Below are 16,871 nucleotides of genomic sequence, written 5' to 3' on the forward strand. Positions count from 1 at the left end.
TTAAAGGTTTTGCCGAACTCCTGCAACGCTTCGAAAGAAATATTTCAATTCTAGGCAGAAGCAGGCGTACCTTCGAAAATTATTCCCGTCACGTTGCAGCCTTGGCGCTTCATTTCGGTAAAGTCCCTACCGAATTAGACCCGGAAGACATCAAAGATTATCTTTTTGAACTTCAAAAGCGATCAAAAACCCCTTCTCAGTCGTACTTTAAACATACCGTTTACGGCCTGCGGTTTTTGCTTAAAACCGAAGGCTTGCCTTACAGCTACCTCCATCTTCCCGCGATTCCAAAGGTGAAAAAACTTCCCACTATTTTAAGCCGTGAAGAAATCTGGCGAATGCTTCAGTCCTTCTGAAAAATTGCTTTGTACCTCTAAATTCTAAAAATGACAACCCCATAAGAGGACCATCATACTGCTCTTGAAAAGCTACCGGAGGTTTAGTTCAACATGGGCTTTACTTCGTAATTTCTATTTTTTCAAGGTCTCAGTGATTTATCAATTCATTTGGCTTCGCCGAACCTTCGGTTTCTTGTCTTGCAGACAAAACGACTCGAACGAAGTGAACAGAGCGAAGCTCAAGGTTAGTTATTATCTGCAGACTATTCTATTTTGTTATTTGGTCAATAAAACCGTGAAGTTTTTTAAGTTCAATTCTTCCACGATTTTTTTCTCCAAGAAAACAAGTTGTAACAATTATCATTCTTAAATCAGGAACAATACAAATAATCTGTCCTCCATAACCAACTGCTACAAAGGCTTGATGTCCATTTGTTTTTCTTCGCCACCAATAATATCCATAACCATTTGCATTTGGTAAAACATCCCAAGAATCCAATTTTACTTGTTCTGCTGTAGATTCTTCAATCCATTTTTCAGATACAATTTGTTTGTTTTCAATTTTCCCTTTGTTGAGAATTAAAGACCCGAACTTTAGCATATCATTTGGTTTCATAAAAAGTTCAGAACCTGCCAAATTTCTGTTTAGAACATCTGTATCCCATTTTGTTATTTTTAAAGATAGTGGATTGAACAAGTTTTTGTCAGCAAAATCCTTCAAACTGGAATCTACCAATTTTGAAAGTGCTGCTCCGAAAACATAAGTTTCGCCAGAACTATAGTTGAATGTATCTCCTGGATATTCTTCAAAAGGTAAGTCTAGCATAAATTTTACAGGGTCTGAAGAAAACCCCATGGCGCGAGAAAGTTGACTATTTTCAGTATAATCAAAACCACCTTGCATTGTCATTAAATGTCTTAATGTTACTGTTTTTCTAATAGAATCATTGGTAATTTTTCCTTCAATGTTTGAAATGTTATTAAAATTATCTCGTGAAATATCATATTCTGTAAGAATTTTTAAAATTGGAGTATTAAGGTTAGAAAGTAATCCTTTATCTTTTGCAATTCCCGCCAAAATTGAAGTGATACTTTTCGTTACAGATTTTACATTAAAGATTGTTTCTTTATTAGCTCCGTTAAAATATTGCTCATAAATAATTTTGTCATTTTTAGAGACAATGAATGAGCCAATAGAAGGAATTGAATCATTAATTTTTTTTGTGAATTCTTCAAAAAAAGGTTTATTTTTTGTTTGTGATTTTATAGTTGAGGAGAAAAAAATAAAAAAGAATATAAAGGAAATTTGATATATTGATTTGTTTTTCATTGTTTTACGTTTATTCTGATGAGTTTGCCGATAACGGTTGGGTATTTCTGTTGGCGGGGCTTTTTATAACAGGTCTTTGTAAATATACCAAAATGATCAATTAGCGAAAATCTTTATAAATGTAAACTTCAACCCCGCTAATAGAAATACCGTGTTGAACTAAACCTCCGGTAGCTTTTCCCATTCGCCGTTTTAGTAACTTTGTTTTTATTAACCTTTTAAAAACTCATGAAATGGCTACAAAAAAAAATCTCCTGAGGATTTAAGGACGAACAAATTCCTGAACCGTGCCTCGAGCGAAGTTAACGGTTTTGCCGAACTCCTGCAACGTTTCGAAAGAAATATTTCCATCCTGGGCAGAAGCAAGCGTACCTTCGACAATTATTCCCGTCACGTTGCAGCCTTAGCGCTTCATTTCGGTAAAGTCCCTACCGAATTAGACCCGGAAGACATCAAAGATTACCTTTTTGAACTTCAAAAGCGATCAAAAACCCCTTCTCAGTCGTACTTTAAACATACCGTTTACGGACTGCGGTTTTTGCTGAAAACCGAAGGCTTGCCTTACAGCTACCTCCATCTTCCCGCGATTCCAAAAGTGAAAAAACTTCCCACTATTTTAAGCCGTGAAGAAATCTGGCGAATGCTTCAAAGTGCTGAACTCCTGAAACACAAACTGCTCATCGGCCTGATCTACGGGTGCGGACTGCGCTGTATGGAAGTAAGAAATATCAAGCTTCAGCATTTGGATTTCGACCGGAAGATGCTGCTCAATAAATGCCGGTGTTGCAAGGAGGGAAACCTGGTTACCATTGCTGTTTTCGGGCAGCGCGGTCCGCCGCAGGACTTTCTTTTCGTCACCCAACCTTTGTCTGCGAAATAACCTTTGCGGGTAAGGGAAGCTGTGCCCTACAGCCAGTAAAACCCCGCAGAAACCACTTCCAAAGGCTACCCAACGCCACAAAAAAAGCAGTCCTTCTGAAAAAACTGCTTTGCACCTCTAAATTCTAAAAACGACATCCCCATAAGAGGACCAAAATGCTGCTGAAAAGCTACCGGAGCTTCCGTTCAACGGGCTTTCATTTCTTGTCTTGCAGACAAAACGAAAGCTTAGTTATTATCTGTAGTCGTAATTTCAATTTTGCAAGTCAAATATACACTTTTCTCTTACCTCCCAAATTTTTTCTAGATCGAATTGCGGTTTATCTTGTATCCATTTTTCAAAAAAGAGTTTATGAGTTTTGATTTTTTCTTCATATATTTCGTTGTATTCTATTTCACTTTCTTCTAATATTTTATCTTCAAGGTCAGAATACTGAGAATTCGGATTTGTGAAATCATAATATTCGTTCACAATCTTTAAATAGTTATGTGCCTCAGGAATATATTCAAGACCATATTCATTCAGTGTATTTTCAATCTTTTTGGTGTATTCAGCATCCATCTTAAAAATACCAAGAATCAGTTTAATGTCATTCCTATCATTTTCAAGTGCCAGTTTTCGTAGAGTTGAATGTTTCGTGCTACAAGTTCCAGCTTTATCTTCAAATACGCATAAAAGGCTCTTCTTGTTTCTATTCCTCTTGTAAGGAAGTTTTGAGATAAAGTCACACGCACCTTTAAAATCTTTAATTCCTCTTTTTAGAAATTCGTTTGAAACATCGCCTTTATTTTCAATGGTAAAATTCATTTATTGACAGGGTTTTGGAACGATTACAGATAACGTTTTGGGGCTTTGCGATGGTGGGGCAATCGAAGCACAAATCTTCAATTTTGCACAAAAGTTGAACCGAAGAACAACCTTTGAACTTTGCAGTTTCGCCCCACTATTGCAAAACCCTTGTTAGCCGTTCGCCCTTTTTGTCGGTCGTTACATTTTTGAAATTATGTTGTTCCATTCCGTTTTGTGTTCAAATTTCAATGCGGTGTCCGTTTCAATTAGGTTCACATAGTTTTCAATGAACTCCGAAGTGTCGGAAAGCAAACGCAAATAGTATTTCAGCGAATTTGTCAAGCCGTTTGCAATAACGTGGCAACCGTGAATGTTTTTAATGCGGTCAACTTCTTTGTTGATTTCGTCTGCTTGTGAAGCGTCTATGTTGGCGGTTGAAAGCAAATAATAGCGAGATACTTGTGTGGTTTTAAATTTTTCAAAAGCGTCCTTTACAAGTTGGGCTGTAATTGCAATTCCGTGTTTTACTTCAACGGCTTCAAACGCTCTTTCCTTTTCGTCAACAATGTCAATGTCGCCAATTCGTCCGCTTCTTGTGTCGGCTGATGTGTGGCTTTCTATTGGCCACAACGTTTTTCCTTCAAATCTTTTGGTTTCATTTACCAAACATTGATAAGCCGCATACAAAGCCAAAACTGGTAAACGAGATGCTCCTTCTGCCGAATATTTTGTATCAAAGTGTTTTGTCAGTAGGTCAATTATTGTAGCTATTTGCAAATTGTGTGGTTTTGCCAAATCAATTTGCTGTGCATTTCGTTGAATGATTAAACCTTGAAACAGAAAACTCAATACTTTGTCCAAATCTTTGCCTTTCTGAATGAAAGCAATTGTTTCTAAAAATGCTGTTTTCAAAGAGTCGGGGCGAATTGCACCCGAATAATTTGAATCGTAAGGAACTTTCTGTTCTAACGAACGAGTTAGCCAACCGCTTTCTGCCATTGCGGGAAACTTTACACTTTTCAAAAACGGCGTGATGAATTTTGAATCAAATGTTCTGCCCGAATATCCATTTGGAATACTTGTTTGATGGTTTCTAATGTCTTGTTCGTGATTGAGCATTTTATAAACTGCACTTGTAAGGATAACAGTAATTACGGCTTTTGCCGATTCTGACCTGCCTAAAATTTCGCTTAAATGATTGGCGGCTTTTGGGTCTAAATCTGATTTAATTGTATTATCAGAACCAACAATCGCCATTGATTCATTATAAATCTGTTTCAAAAATTCTATTGGCTCCATTCTATTTATTTACGCTTAAAAGTTGTGATTTAATTTCTTCCGCAACAGCTTTAATCATTGGAATTGCAACTGAATTTCCTATTTGTTTGTATAGCTCTGCTTTGTTGTTCAGCAATTTGAATTTGTTGGGAAAGCCCATAATTCGGTAACATTCTTGAATAGTTAATTTTCTAACTGTTCCTTCGTGCCAAATCCAAAATCTACCCGATGATTCTTGAGAAGGCAATGCAGGGTGAACACCTTCGGTTGAATAAATCCGATTCGGTTGTTTATGAACTCTTGATAAATGTTCAGTCCCTTCTCTAACACCTGCTTTGCGAATGGTTTTGTTTCTGTAACCCGCAAATACCAAACCCGAATCTTGCTTTTTTTGCTCTTCTAAAATGGTATATGGCTCATTCAAATACTCAAAATCATTTTCCTTGTCTAAAAATTTTTTCAATGCAGGTTTGGATTTCTTTTTGATGTTGGAGAAATCAAATTTTTTGTCTTTGTGTCCGATGATAATAATTCTTTCACGATTTTGTGGTAAACCAAAATCCGAAGCATTTAAAACCTTTTTAGATACTGTATAGCCTAATTCTTCTAAATGTTGAATAATGGTCGCCAACGTTTTTTTCTTGTCGTGATAAACCAAATGTTTTACGTTTTCAAGAAAAACGACTTTCGGCTGATGTTTTTCAATGATTTCAAAAACGTGGTAAATTAACGTTCCTCTTGTGTCTTCAAAACCTTTCATTTTCCCCGAAATGCTGAACGGTTGGCACGGAAAACCCGCACAAAGAATGTCGTGCTTTGGAACGATGTCTGTGTTTATTTTTGTAATGTCGCCAAATGGAACTTCACCAAAATTCAATTCGTATGCTCTTTGAGCGTGGTAATTAAATTCAGAAGAAAACACACAATTTCCGCCAAGTTCCTGCATTGGAATACGGAAACCGCCAATTCCTGCAAACAAATCAATGAATGTAAATTCAGGTTTTTCAGGTGCAGGAAAAGGAATGTCCCATTTTATAGGAAGCATTGCTTGTAATTCGGGTTCAGCGACAATGCTTAATTCTTCATTGATTTCATAAAAGTATTCTTTGGCTCGTTTCTCGTAAGATTTTGAAACGCCATTTTTATGGTTGTGCAGATAATGCGTGAAATACGCCAAATCTTCTGCATTTCCGTTTAAGGTTTCAACTTTTAGTTGCTCTCTAAGTTTTGAGTATTTAATCATAGTCTAAAAGTTTAGTTTTCCTTGTTCTTGATTTCTTATTCTCATATACTTTGCCTTTTCTTCTGCTACTTTCAGAAGTTGTTTTGGCTCTTCTTGCAGATAAATAATTTCAGCGATTTTTTCGCTGAAATATTCATGTTCAAGTTTTTTTAAGTCAAGTTGAAAAACGGTTGAAAGTTTCGGTAGAACGTTAACGGGAACATTTCGTTTACCATTTTCAATTTTTGAAAGTGTAGATTGGTCAATGTCCAATGCAGCGGCAAGTTTTGTCAGAGTCAGTCCGCTGTCCGACCGAAGTTTGTGAATGTATTCGCCAAATGTTTCTTTCATTTTCTTGATATTTTCGCCTTGACAATTTTGGCAAAGTTACAATAAAATTGAGAATTCAAGGTAGAAATAGAAGAAAATCACTCACGTTTTTTCCGATGGCAGTTGGGCTTGGTCAGTCCGTTTTTTGTAGGTCTGTTGATGTCTGCGCGTTGGTCGGTTAGGGTGACGGCTAACGGAAAAAGTATTGGCGAAGGACGGGCTACTTTGCTGACAATTTCAAAGGAAGACCGAACCTGAGCAAAATGCTTTTTCAGATTTCTAAATTACTGAAAAAAGAAATATGAAAAGCATTTTTGCGGATATTGCTAACTGAATTCTCAAAGACAATATTCACCCCGTCTTTTGCCAATACTATGTTGAACTAAACCTCCGGTAGCTTTTCCCATTCGCCGTTTTAGTAACTTTGTTTTTATTAACCTTTTAAAAACTCATGAAATGGCTACAAAAAAAAATCTCCGGAGGATTTAAGGACCAACAAATTCCTGAACCGTGCCTCGAGCGAAGTTAATGGTTTTGCCGAACTTCTGCAACGCTTCGAAAGAAATATTTCCATCCTGGGCAGAAGCAAGCGTACCTTCGAAAATTATTCCCGTCACGTTGCAGCCTTGGCGCTTCATTTCGGTAAAGTCCCTACCGAATTAGACCCGGAAGACATCAAAGATTACCTTTTTGAACTTCAAAAGCGATCAAAAACCCCTTCTCAGTCGTACTTTAAACATACCGTTTACGGACTGCGGTTTTTGCTGAAAACCGAAGGTTTGCCTTACAGCTACCTCCATCTTCCCGCGATTCCAAAAGTCAAGAAACTGCCCGTAATCCTGAGCCGCGAAGAAATCTGGCGCATGCTTCAAAGTGCTGAACTCCTGAAACACAAACTTCTCATCGGCCTGATCTACGGTTGCGGACTGCGCTGCATGGAAGTGCGGAATATCAAACTTCAGCATCTGGATTTTGACCGGAAGATGTTGCATGTTGTTCAGGGTAAAGGGAGCAAAGACCGTTACGTTCCCTTGTCGGAACATTTAATCAGAGGCTTGAAAACCTTCATCAGTATTGAGAATCCGGATCAGTATTTATTCAATGGAAACCATAACAGGAATATTGAGGAGATTGATTTAAAAACACATCAAAACGCTTTACAGAAACCTGATTTTGACTCCCGCTACAGCCAGCGCGGCGTTCAGTGGGTGATCAAGACCATCTCAAAAAAAGCCGGCATCACCAAAGAAGTTCACACCCATACTTTGCGCCACAGCTACGCCACGCATCTGCTGGAAGACGGCGTTCCGATCATCATGGTTCAGAAACTTCTGGGGCATGAAAGAATTGAATCGACGATGGAATACCTTCATGTCTGCCAGCTTTCGGATCAGAAGCCTCACAGTCCTTTGGATACCGTATTTGCTTTGTACCGCAAAAATGGAATCCCGAAGTAAGGCAAAGCATCAAAACGGAAGCGTTGCAGATGTTCTTCGTAAACTCAATCTATCGGCCCAGAATTTTACGCCTCATCAGGAAAAAACGCTTCGCGCTTTATCGTATTGTAGAACTTCTGCTTTGGGCGGTCATATTGATGCGTGTGATGGCTGCGGAAATCTTTCCATCAGTTACAACTCGTGTCGTAATCGGCATTGTCCGCAATGTCAAGGTCATAAAAAAGAAGAATGGATTCAGAAGCGCGAAGCGGATTTACTCCCGTGCAGCTATTATCATCTCGTTTTCACGCTTCCCGAAGAGCTGAACGGTTTGGCAATTGCAAATCCCACACTCATTTACAAAACATTGTTTGAAGCAGCTTGGGCAACATTAAACCAGTTTGGCAAAACGGAAGGAATGCAGCTCGGAATGATTGCGATACTTCACACGTGGGGACAGAACCTGAGCTTGCATCCGCACCTGCACTGCATTGTTCCTGGCGGCGGAATTGATCATCACGGAAAGTGGAAAAAGAAAGTACGAACCGATAAATACCTTTTTCCGGTAAAAGCGATGAGCAAAGTATTTCGGGCAAAGTTTGTGGCTTTATTGAGAACTTCGGGAGTAAAAGATTCCAATTTAATGGATAAACTCTTTACCAAGAACTGGGTCGTCTATGCCAAAAGACCTTTTGGTGGCCCGAAACAGGTGATTGAATATTTAGGCAGATACACCCACAAAGTCGCCATCAGCAATCACCGCATCAAAGAAGTTACCGATAAAGAAGTTCGTTTTGGCTACAAAGATTACCGGAAAGGTGGCGAAAAAAAGGAGATGACCCTCAGCAACGAAGAGTTTGCGCGAAGGTTCTCCCTGCACATTCTGCCAAAAAGATTTGTGCGGATCAGGCATTATGGAATCCTGAGTAGCAGCTGGAAACGCGGGAAACTGCAGAATTTACAGTCTGATTTAAACATCCGGGTTCCGGAAGCAAAACCCAAGACTTTGCTCAATAAATGCCGGTGCTGCAAGGAGGGAAACCTGGTTACAATTGCTGTTTTCGGGCAGCGGGGGCCGCCGCAGGATTTTCTTTTCGTTACCCAAACGCTGTCTGCAAAATAACCTTTGCGGGTAAGGGAACCTATGTTCTGAAGCGAGGAAAAACCGCTGAAATCCACCAATAAAGGCTACCAAACGCCACAAAAAAAGCAGTCCTTACGAAAAAACTGCTTTGTGATCCTAAATTCTAAAATCGAAAACTCCATAGACTGCCAAAATACCGCTGAAAAGCTACCGGAGCTTCCGTTCAACGGGCTTTCATTTCTTGTCTTGCAGACAAAACGAAAGCTTAGTTATTATTAGCAGAAGTTTTTTAAAAAGTATTCGATAAGTTTTTCCCTCCGTATAGTTTTATTAAGTGATTGAATGCTTTTTCAATTCTTTTTTGTAGATCTTCAGAAATTTCAGAGTTCATTTGCATAGATAATTTGTTATTTTTAAAAGTATCAAAAGAGGAAGCTTCTCTGCTTTTGATTCCATCATTAACACATTGTCCATCATAACAGGAAAGATAGATAGCAGTATGTCCCTTTGTTCCACCAGAAACTTTAACCCCTGCCAAATCTTTGATTGCAACACTTGCTCTTACATGTAATCCTATCGGGTCATAAGGGTCTTCATGTGTTAATATTCCATTTTGAAAATTAATAGTACCATTACTGTAAGTACTAATAAAACTTTTTATCCAAGTTTCTGTTTCTGATTTTGTTTGCGAATAGTAAAAATTACTACATAATAACAGAATAAGTAATAAACTGATTTTTTTCATTATTAAATTATTTTAGTGAGATATTTTTTCAATGCGATTGGATAGAATTTAATTGTTTTATTATCATTAGCAAAAGTAATTAAGGGGACTGAATATTTGTTTTCACTAAATACATCATTATTTATTCCTCTTTTTTCAGTAAAAATATTTTCATTAATTAATGTTAACTCTTTTGCTATTTCGTAATCAAAGTTTTCAATTTTTGAAATTTCCAATTCAATTTCGTTTGGAATTAAAATTCCTTCATTCTGATCTTCAACATTTTTTAGAAGTTTTTCAATAAATTTTTTATCTGTAGTCATTTTTGTAAAATTTCTGCTAACGGAAAAAGTATTTGCGAAGGGCGGGCTAAATTGGACGAAAAGTTCAATTTCGACCGACCGAAGCAAATTGCTTTTTCAGATTACCAAATTACAAAAAAAAGTAATATGAAAAGCAAGTTGCGACTAAATGCAAAAAATAGTTCTATTAAATATTCAACCCCGCCTTTTGCAAATACTGTGTTGAACTAAACCTCCGGTAGCTTTTCCCATTCGCCGTTTTAGTAACTTTGTTTTTATTTACCCTTAAAAAACGTATAAAATGGCTACAAAAAAAAATCTCCGGAGGATTTAAGGACGAACAAATTCCTGAATCGTGCTTCGAGCGAAGTTAACGGTTTTGCCGAACTTCTGCAACGCTTCGAAAGAAATATTTCCATCCTGGGCAGAAGCAAGCGTACCTTCGACAATTATTCCCGTCACGTTGCAGCCTTAGCGCTTCATTTCGGTAAAATCCCTACCGAATTAGACCCGGAAGACATCAAAGATTACCTTTTTGAACTTCAAAAGCGATCAAAAACCCCTTCTCAGTCGTACTTTAAACATACCGTTTACGGACTGCGGTTTTTGCTGAAAACCGAAAGTTTGCCTCACAGTTACCTCCATCTGCCCGCGATTCCAAAAGTCAAAAAACTTCCCACTATTTTAAGCCGTGAAGAAATCTGGCGAATGCTTCAGTCCTTCTGAAAAATTGCTTTGTACCTCTAAATTCTAAAAACGACATCCCCATAAGAGGACCATAAAGCTGTTGAAAAGCCACCGGAGCTTCCGTTCAACGGGCTTTCATCTTCTGTCCTGCGGACAAGACGAAAGCTTAGTTATTAGCGGCAGTATTTTATTATGAGCAAACTTTAATTAGGAATTTAATTGACTCTCCTAATTCCTCTTCACTGTAGAAATGAATGCCGTCTGGATGATCTATAACATTCCTTATATAAGTAGGTAAAGTTTCATAAGTAGTTCTTCCGTTAGGATGAGGATATATTTTTTGATGCTTACTTGCGTCATACTCTATTTCAGTAAGTATTTTATTGTCAGTATCTTTTATGGTAGTTAATGAATTTTTATGCTGATAAAAACCATACAGTTCGATATGGTAATCATTCGATTCAATTCCAAATGCCAAATAGTTCGTTTCTGCGAAAGTTATGCTAGGCAGGACTGATGGTGCGTCTATTTTGTGTGATCCACTCGAATTTATAACAATTACAATATTTTCATTCTTGTCTTGAAGAGCATTATTTATAACATGCTCAGAATGTGTTGAAAAAAACAATTGTGAAATTAAACTCCCCGAATCGTTTGTAAACAATGTTTTATAGTAATTTAAAATTTTTCGTTGCCATTTCGGGTGCATACTTATTTCTGGTTCATCAATCATAATGATTGCACCTTCCAACTTATTAATGTTTTTTAATAAATAACTACCTCTGAAAACAATTTGTTTTTCACCTGTACTCAAATTATCAATATTAATTGACGCAGCTCCTTTTTTGAAAAGTATTGTTTTCTCGCCATTTATGTCTGAAACTTTCTCGTATTTCAGATAATCGAAAAAATTATTGAATGCATTGGTAAATCTAAACATTTTTGAAGTGTTATAAAAATCGTCCCATGTTTTGGGGTTCGGACCTAAATTTCGATTAAGATTTGAATATTCCGAATTGTCTTGATTTTCTATATCAACTATTAATTGTTTTAGCTGAGTAAAATTGTCCGATTCATCGATGTCATATTTATCAGTGTCGAGTTCTTTAGTTGTTGTGTGACTAATTTTCTCAGTTTTAAAATCTGCTCTTGCTTTAGAAAAAACAGAACCATGGAATCGAATATTTTTAGAGTCATTGTCAATTGTAGCATTAAGATGATTTTTATCCGTGTTGACATTGATAATTTCATCATCATCTTTTATTCTAAAAAAACTTTTTCTATCACCTGTAGTTGGTAATGCTAAATAAATCTTTCCATCTACTTCATATTCTATAAAGTCAAAAAACTCGAACGTTCCTTTGTTTAAAAAAGTACTAATAGTCTGTAAAATTGAAGTTTTACCAACACCATTTTCACCGGCAATAATTATAGATTCATATGCTGTATTGTCATTTTTTACGAAACTTAATTCTAAATCTTTTAAAATCGGATGATTGTCCCATTTTACTTTACGTATTCTCATTTCTGGTAACTGTTTTTATAATATTGCCGCTAACGGAAAAGGTATTGGCGAAGTGCGGGCTTTCGAAGAACTAAAAGTTCAATAAAGACCAAACGTAGCGAATGCTTTTTCAATACTGCTAACTTACAAAAAATTGCAGCATTGAAAAGCACGAGCGGATTATTTTTTCTGCTTTTCAATTCTTCCCTAAATCCCGCATTTTGCCAATACAATGTTGAACTAAACCTCCGGTAGCTTTTCCCATTCGCCGTTTTAGTAACTTTGTTTTTATTAACCTTTTAAAAAACATATAAAATGGCTACAAAAAAAAATCTCCGGAGGATTTAAGAACAAACAAATTCCTGAACCGTGCCTCGAGCGAAGTTAGTGGTTTTGCCGAACTTCTGCAACGCTTCGAAAGAAATATTTCCATCCTGGGCAGAAGCAAGCGTACCTTCGACAATTATTCCCGTCACGTTGCAGCCTTGGCGCTTCATTTCGGTAAAGTCCCTACCGAATTAGACCCGGAAGACATCAAAGATTACCTTTTTGAACTTCAAAAGCGATCAAAAACCCCTTCTCAGTCGTACTTTAAACATACCGTTTACGGACTGCGGTTTTTGCTGAAAACCGAAGGCTTGCCTTACAGCTACCTCCATCTTCCCGCGATTCCAAAAGTCAAGAAACTGCCCGTAATCCTGAGCCGCGAAGAGATCTGGCGCATGCTTCAAACCGCCGAACTCCTGAAACACAAACTGCTCATCGGCCTGATCTACGGTTGTGGACTCCGGTGTATGGAAGTGCGGAATATCGAGCTTCGGCATCTGGATTTTGACCGGAAAATGCTTCACATTGTGCAGGGTAAAGGCCGGAAAGACCGTTATGTACCTTTGTCGGAGCATTTAATCAGAGGCTTAAAAACCTTTATTAAAGTTGAAAATCCGGATCAGTATTTATTCAATGGAAACCATAACAGGAATATTGAAGAGATTGATGCGCTCAGCACAGGGGCTTCACGGTCTGCCAGCAAAGATTTCGATTCCCGCTACAGCCAGCGCGGTGTGCAGTGGGTGATTAAAACCATCTCTAAAAAAGCCGGCATCACCAAAGTCGTTCACACCCATACTTTGCGCCACAGCTACGCCACGCATCTGCTGGAAGACGGCGTTCCGATCATCATGGTTCAGAAACTTCTGGGGCATGAAAGGATTGAATCGACGATGGAATACCTTCATGTCTGCCAACTCTCGGACCAAAAACCGCACAGTCCTTTGGATACGGTATTTACTTTATGCAGCAGGAATGCAGGCCCGAAGTAAGGGCAGAAGTGTAGCCGACGTTCTGCGCGCAGTCAGTTTATCAACTCAGAATTTTACGGTTCATCAGGAAAAAACACTTCGGGCTTTATCGTACTGCCGCACTTCAGCTTTGGGTGGTCATATCGATGCGTGCGACGAATGCGGAAATCTTTCCATCAGTTACAACTCCTGCAGAAACCGTCACTGTCCCCAGTGCCAGGGACACAAAAAAGAAGAATGGATCCGGAAGCGCGAAGCGGATTTACTCCCGTGCAGCTATTATCATCTCGTTTTTACGCTTCCCGAAGAGCTGAACGGTTTGGCAATTGCCAATCCCGCACTCATTTACAAAACATTGTTTGAAGCAGCTTGGGCAACATTAAACCAGTTTGGCAAAACGGAAGGAATGCAGCTCGGAATGATTGCGATACTTCACACGTGGGGACAGAACCTGAGCTTGCATCCGCACCTGCACTGCATTGTTCCCGGTGGAGGCACTAATAAACAGGGAAAATGGAAAGGCAAAGTACGAACCGATAAATACCTTTTTCCGGTAAAGGCTTTGGGCAAAGTATTTCGGGCGAAGTTTGCAGCTTCATTAAAGGCTTGTGGAATTAAAGATGCTGATCTCATGGACAAGCTCTTCGCCAAAAACTGGGTCGTCTATGCCAAAAGACCTTTTGGCGGTCCGAAACAGGTGATTGAATATTTAGGCAGATACACCCACAAAGTCGCCATCAGCAATCACCGCATCAAAGAAGTTACCGATAAAGAAGTTCGTTTTGCCTACAGGGATTACCGAAAGGGCAGCGAAAAAAAGGAAATGACCCTCAGCAACGAAGAGTTTGCGCGAAGGTTCTCCCTGCATATTCTGCCAAAAAGGTTTGTGCGGATCAGGCATTATGGAATCCTGAGTAGCAGCTGGAAACGCGGGAAACTGCAGAATTTACAGGCAGAGTTGAAAGTCGAAAGAATCGTTTTCCTTCCCCAGACTTTGCTTAAAAAATGCCGCTGTTGCAAAGAAGGAAACCTTGTGACCATTGCTATTTTCGGGCAGCGGGGGCCGCCGCAGGATTTTCTTTTCGTCACCCAACCTTTGTCTGCAGAATAAACTTGTGGGTAAGGGAATCTGTGTTCTGCAGCGAAGAAAAACAGCAGAAAACACCCACAAAGACCACAAAAGGTCACAAAAAAAAGCAGTCCTTCCGAAAAACTGCTTTGTGATCCTAAATTCTAAAATCGAAAACTCCATAGACTGCCAAAATACCGCTGAAAAGCCACCGGAGCTTCCGTTCAACGGGCTTTCATTTCTTGTCTTGCAGACAAAACGAAAGCTTAGTTATTATCTGCAGGTTTTCTTTATTTTAGATGTATTTTAGCAGGATTTTTAGGAAAAATATCTCCCGTCATATAAAAATTTGCTTTGTTTTTTGGGATAATTTGTCCATAAATTCCATTAAAATCTCCATACATACGTTTTAATTCACAAGTTTTTACAGCCCTTTTATCTTTTATGAATATTATTAAATTTATGTTGTCCAGAGACTCAATGGATTTGCTAACATTCGCTAAGTCAAGTTTGTTTTCAGCTGCAATTTTTTCAATACTTGAATAAGGACTGATAATTATTAAAGAATCCCAATCAAAATCATTATAATTTGAAAGATTTAATTCTTTTTTTTGAATAATTTCAGCACTAATTTTACTTTCTAAAATGTAATCATTTTTATTACAAGAAAAGATGGCAAAACATAAAATTAAGGTTGTTAAAGTTTTTTTCATTTTTTAGGTTTTAGCGATGTTTTGGATAAACTTGCAGATAACGTTTTGCGGCTTTGCGAAGAAGCGGATTTCGGAGTACCAAACTGTCAACATACCACAAAATTTGATGCGTTGCAGAATGTTGAATTAACCACTGAACCCGCTTTTTTGCAAAACCGCTGTTACCTGCTGTGTTTCTTTCGGTCGTCATATGTTGGTCGTGTCAAAATAGTGTTTAGCAAAGTCAGAAATACGTTTGTGTCGTTCCGTAATTTCCGTTTCTGACCATTGAGTTTTTTCTCTGATTTCTGTGTAACTTGATAAAGCTGTGTCCTGAAACAATTCACTTTTCTTGTCAAAGGATTTGTTACCGAACTTACTGTTTTGGCTCTGTGTCAATAAAGCCAAGTTGCCTGCAAGTTGTAAAAAGTTCTTTCTAAACTCTTCGCTGTATTCTTCGTCTGTCGGGTTTTGTGGTTTGATATGTTCAATTGTATAACTGTTATAGAGTTCTTTGTCTAACAATGCACCTGAACGGTTTTTAAGTCTTAAACTGTTTTCGTATTGCCACAAAACAAACTTGATTGTATTTCGGTTGTAATGCCATTTTTCGTTGTCAAAATAGTTTGTGATTATGTTTTTAAATCTGTCTCCGTCATTCCAATACCACTTAAATCCTGCTTCTGTTACGTTCTTAATGTCTTGATACAGATTGTCAATATTGTAAGCAACCTTTGGGTTGAAATACTGCTTTGAATAATGAGACAAATAGTCTGTCCGATAGTCGCCAAGTTTAAGTTTGAAGCAAAGCACTTCTAATAATTTTAAAATCTTTTTGAATGTGTCGCCTGTTACTTCTCCCTTGTAGAAAATTGTCAGCAAAACAAGTTTCCAATTTGCTTCGTTACCTACAAAAAATAGGTTTGTAATATCTGATTGGTTTTTGTTACTCACAATACTTTTAGCACTATGAGTTAGTTCAACGAAGTTTTCAAAGAACAACTTTATCCATTGCGTTTTATTTTCTTCTTTGTTTAACTTTTCTTTTATGGCTTCAATGTTACCACCAATATTGAAAAACAAATTGCAGTAATTATCTAAAAGTTCATTTTCCGTGAAGTAGCCTTCAACTGCTTCAATGTATCGGTATGTTTTGGAAATAATGCTTTGAATTTCCGCAATGTCATTGTTTGCTTGGTTGTTGTTTGTGCTGTGAATGTAAATCTGGTGCATTAAATATGCTTTGATTACTTCAAATCTTGAAAGTTCTTTGCCACGATTGTTTTGATATTCAAAAACCTGTGTTGCTTCAACTTTATTGGTAATATAAAAGGTGCTGATTACAGCATTTTCTAATGTCTGCTGAATTAAGTTTAAATTCTCATTGTCAAGTTTGCTCAACTCTGTTTCAAAGAAGTTAAACGCTTCAATAATTCTCTTTTGTGAAATGGTTTCGGTGTCGTCAATTGCTGAAACCAAATGTTTTTGAGTTACTTTTTTGAAAATCACTTGGTCGTCATCTATAGTCTTGAAAACGTCTGTCAAATAGATTTCTCTAATGCTTTCAATGTTTTCGCCTTTTAGAATTTTGATTTTGGCGATTGCAGAAAGAAAAAGAATTGTTGTTGTAAGTCTTTGCTGTCCGTCAATTATAAAAAGTGTGTTCCCATCTTTTTCAAAAAGGAATTGCCCTAAATAATATTTCTTTCCTTTTTGTTCTAAAAGGTCTTCAAGAAATTGAGAACATTGTTTGTCACCCCAACTGTAAGCTCGTTGATATGCTGGTATTCGAACGCAGTCCGAATTTTTGAAAAGCTGTTGAATGCTTTCTGCTGTTTTATTTTCTGTTTGATTTGCTTCCATTTCTTTGAATTAAAAAATAAAATGAAGGTGGCGAAGCCACCTTCA

20 protein-coding genes and 3 pseudogenes are annotated in these 16,871 nt (G+C 37.7%); 8 read left to right on the forward strand and 15 right to left on the reverse strand.

All coding sequences use genetic code 11. The features are described from left to right. The first annotated feature begins 20 nt into the window (after positions 1 to 20). Complete coding sequence (locus H0S70_RS06395; protein WP_228453842.1) at positions 21 to 356, forward strand: phage integrase N-terminal SAM-like domain-containing protein; 336 nt, start codon at positions 21 to 23, stop codon at positions 354 to 356. Between the two features lie 250 nt (positions 357 to 606). On the opposite strand, the gene H0S70_RS06400 is transcribed toward H0S70_RS06395, so the two are convergent. Both H0S70_RS06400 and H0S70_RS14485 read right to left on the reverse strand, forming a co-directional pair. After that, positions 607 to 1,668: a serine hydrolase domain-containing protein gene (locus tag H0S70_RS06400; RefSeq protein WP_188322099.1), complete on the reverse strand. Its 1,062-nt coding sequence runs from the start codon at positions 1,666 to 1,668 to the stop codon at positions 607 to 609. A gap of 262 nt (positions 1,669 to 1,930) precedes the next feature. After that, on the reverse strand, positions 1,931 to 2,062 hold the full coding sequence (locus H0S70_RS14485) for a hypothetical protein (protein ID WP_262891137.1): 132 nt from the start codon (positions 2,060 to 2,062) through the stop codon (positions 1,931 to 1,933). Between H0S70_RS14485 and H0S70_RS14240 the strand changes: the two are divergent. Continuing rightward, positions 2,021 to 2,149 (forward strand): annotated as a pseudogene (locus H0S70_RS14240) (tyrosine-type recombinase/integrase); the annotation flags it as partial. The gene H0S70_RS14485 and the pseudogene H0S70_RS14240 sit on opposite strands and share 42 nt — an antisense overlap. A 276-nt stretch (positions 2,150 to 2,425) precedes the next feature. After that, positions 2,426 to 2,548: pseudogene (locus H0S70_RS14720) on the forward strand (IS91 family transposase); the annotation flags it as partial. A 252-nt stretch (positions 2,549 to 2,800) separates the two neighbouring features. Here the strand turns inward: H0S70_RS14720 and H0S70_RS06410 are convergent. From H0S70_RS06410 to H0S70_RS14250, 5 genes are all read right to left on the reverse strand, one after another. Further along, the gene (locus H0S70_RS06410) at positions 2,801 to 3,355 is read right to left on the reverse strand and encodes a hypothetical protein (RefSeq protein ID WP_188322100.1); all 555 of its coding nucleotides are present in this window, start codon (positions 3,353 to 3,355) and stop codon (positions 2,801 to 2,803) included. A 180-nt stretch (positions 3,356 to 3,535) separates the two neighbouring features. Continuing rightward, complete coding sequence (locus H0S70_RS06415) at positions 3,536 to 4,636, reverse strand: DNA methyltransferase (protein WP_188322101.1); 1,101 nt, start codon at positions 4,634 to 4,636, stop codon at positions 3,536 to 3,538. Position 4,637: 1 nt separating this feature from the next. Further along, positions 4,638 to 5,858: a DNA cytosine methyltransferase gene (locus H0S70_RS06420; RefSeq protein ID WP_228453813.1), complete on the reverse strand. Its 1,221-nt coding sequence runs from the start codon at positions 5,856 to 5,858 to the stop codon at positions 4,638 to 4,640. A gap of 3 nt (positions 5,859 to 5,861) precedes the next feature. Further along, positions 5,862 to 6,188: a helix-turn-helix domain-containing protein gene (locus H0S70_RS06425; RefSeq protein ID WP_188322102.1), complete on the reverse strand. Its 327-nt coding sequence runs from the start codon at positions 6,186 to 6,188 to the stop codon at positions 5,862 to 5,864. 464 nt (positions 6,189 to 6,652) lie between these two features. After that, positions 6,653 to 6,805, reverse strand: coding sequence for a hypothetical protein (locus H0S70_RS14250; RefSeq protein WP_228453699.1), 153 nt, complete (start codon positions 6,803 to 6,805; stop codon positions 6,653 to 6,655). Between H0S70_RS14250 and H0S70_RS06430 the strand changes: the two genes are divergently transcribed. Together H0S70_RS06430 and H0S70_RS06435 are read left to right on the forward strand one after the other, a co-directional pair. Beyond that, the gene (locus tag H0S70_RS06430) at positions 6,743 to 7,624 is read left to right on the forward strand and encodes a tyrosine-type recombinase/integrase (RefSeq protein ID WP_262891150.1); all 882 of its coding nucleotides are present in this window, start codon (positions 6,743 to 6,745) and stop codon (positions 7,622 to 7,624) included. The genes H0S70_RS14250 and H0S70_RS06430 overlap by 63 nt on opposite strands. Next, complete coding sequence (locus H0S70_RS06435) at positions 7,608 to 8,726, forward strand: IS91 family transposase (protein ID WP_188320469.1); 1,119 nt, start codon at positions 7,608 to 7,610, stop codon at positions 8,724 to 8,726. The genes H0S70_RS06430 and H0S70_RS06435 overlap by 17 nt, the downstream gene beginning before the upstream one ends. Before the next feature lie 250 nt (positions 8,727 to 8,976). Here H0S70_RS06435 and H0S70_RS06440 read toward each other — a convergent pair whose 3' ends face one another. The 3 genes from H0S70_RS06440 to H0S70_RS14490 all read right to left on the reverse strand — a co-directional run bounded on the left by H0S70_RS06440 (position 8,977) and on the right by H0S70_RS14490 (position 10,175). Next, positions 8,977 to 9,432, reverse strand: coding sequence for a hypothetical protein (locus H0S70_RS06440; protein WP_188322103.1), 456 nt, complete (start codon positions 9,430 to 9,432; stop codon positions 8,977 to 8,979). A 2-nt stretch (positions 9,433 to 9,434) separates the two neighbouring features. Beyond that, complete coding sequence (locus H0S70_RS06445; RefSeq protein ID WP_188322104.1) at positions 9,435 to 9,734, reverse strand: hypothetical protein; 300 nt, start codon at positions 9,732 to 9,734, stop codon at positions 9,435 to 9,437. 309 nt (positions 9,735 to 10,043) lie between these two features. Beyond that, positions 10,044 to 10,175 (reverse strand): hypothetical protein, encoded by a 132-nt coding sequence (locus tag H0S70_RS14490; RefSeq protein ID WP_262891138.1) that lies wholly within the window; start codon positions 10,173 to 10,175, stop codon positions 10,044 to 10,046. On the opposite strand from H0S70_RS14490, the pseudogene H0S70_RS14495 reads away from it, so the two are divergent. Continuing rightward, a pseudogene (locus tag H0S70_RS14495) lies at positions 10,134 to 10,262 on the forward strand (tyrosine-type recombinase/integrase); the annotation flags it as partial. The gene H0S70_RS14490 and the pseudogene H0S70_RS14495 overlap by 42 nt on opposite strands. A gap of 328 nt (positions 10,263 to 10,590) precedes the next feature. Here the strand turns inward: H0S70_RS14495 and H0S70_RS06455 are convergent. Further along, on the reverse strand, positions 10,591 to 11,925 hold the full coding sequence (locus tag H0S70_RS06455) for an AAA family ATPase (RefSeq protein ID WP_123249570.1): 1,335 nt from the start codon (positions 11,923 to 11,925) through the stop codon (positions 10,591 to 10,593). Positions 11,926 to 12,248: 323 nt separating this feature from the next. Further along, positions 12,249 to 12,401: a hypothetical protein gene (locus tag H0S70_RS14255; RefSeq protein ID WP_228453814.1), complete on the reverse strand. Its 153-nt coding sequence runs from the start codon at positions 12,399 to 12,401 to the stop codon at positions 12,249 to 12,251. Here H0S70_RS14255 and H0S70_RS06460 point away from each other — a divergent pair. Both H0S70_RS06460 and H0S70_RS06465 read left to right on the forward strand, forming a co-directional pair. Then, complete coding sequence (locus H0S70_RS06460) at positions 12,339 to 13,223, forward strand: tyrosine-type recombinase/integrase (RefSeq protein WP_262891151.1); 885 nt, start codon at positions 12,339 to 12,341, stop codon at positions 13,221 to 13,223. The two genes, H0S70_RS14255 and H0S70_RS06460, sit on opposite strands and share 63 nt — an antisense overlap. Beyond that, entirely contained in the window at positions 13,207 to 14,313 is a 1,107-nt protein-coding gene (locus H0S70_RS06465; RefSeq protein ID WP_394367316.1) for an IS91 family transposase, read from the forward strand. Before H0S70_RS06460 ends, H0S70_RS06465 begins: the two co-directional genes overlap by 17 nt. Positions 14,314 to 14,561: 248 nt before the next feature. On the opposite strand, the gene H0S70_RS06470 is transcribed toward H0S70_RS06465, so the two are convergent. Genes H0S70_RS06470 through H0S70_RS06480 form a run of 3 tightly spaced genes read right to left on the reverse strand, consistent with a single transcriptional unit; the run spans position 14,562 to position 16,826 of the window. Next, positions 14,562 to 14,984 carry a hypothetical protein gene (locus H0S70_RS06470; protein ID WP_188322106.1) on the reverse strand — a complete coding sequence of 141 codons (423 nt, stop codon included), beginning with the start codon at positions 14,982 to 14,984 and terminating at the stop codon, positions 14,562 to 14,564. Between the two features lie 10 nt (positions 14,985 to 14,994). After that, positions 14,995 to 15,174 (reverse strand): hypothetical protein, encoded by a 180-nt coding sequence (locus tag H0S70_RS06475; RefSeq protein ID WP_188322107.1) that lies wholly within the window; start codon positions 15,172 to 15,174, stop codon positions 14,995 to 14,997. After that, entirely contained in the window at positions 15,171 to 16,826 is a 1,656-nt protein-coding gene (locus tag H0S70_RS06480) for a DUF262 domain-containing protein (RefSeq protein ID WP_188322108.1), read from the reverse strand. The genes H0S70_RS06475 and H0S70_RS06480 overlap by 4 nt, the downstream gene beginning before the upstream one ends. Positions 16,827 to 16,871 lie beyond the last annotated feature (45 nt).

It is taken from the genome of Chryseobacterium manosquense (assembly GCF_014623485.1).
In the GTDB taxonomy this organism is placed as follows: domain Bacteria; phylum Bacteroidota; class Bacteroidia; order Flavobacteriales; family Weeksellaceae; genus Kaistella; species Kaistella haifensis.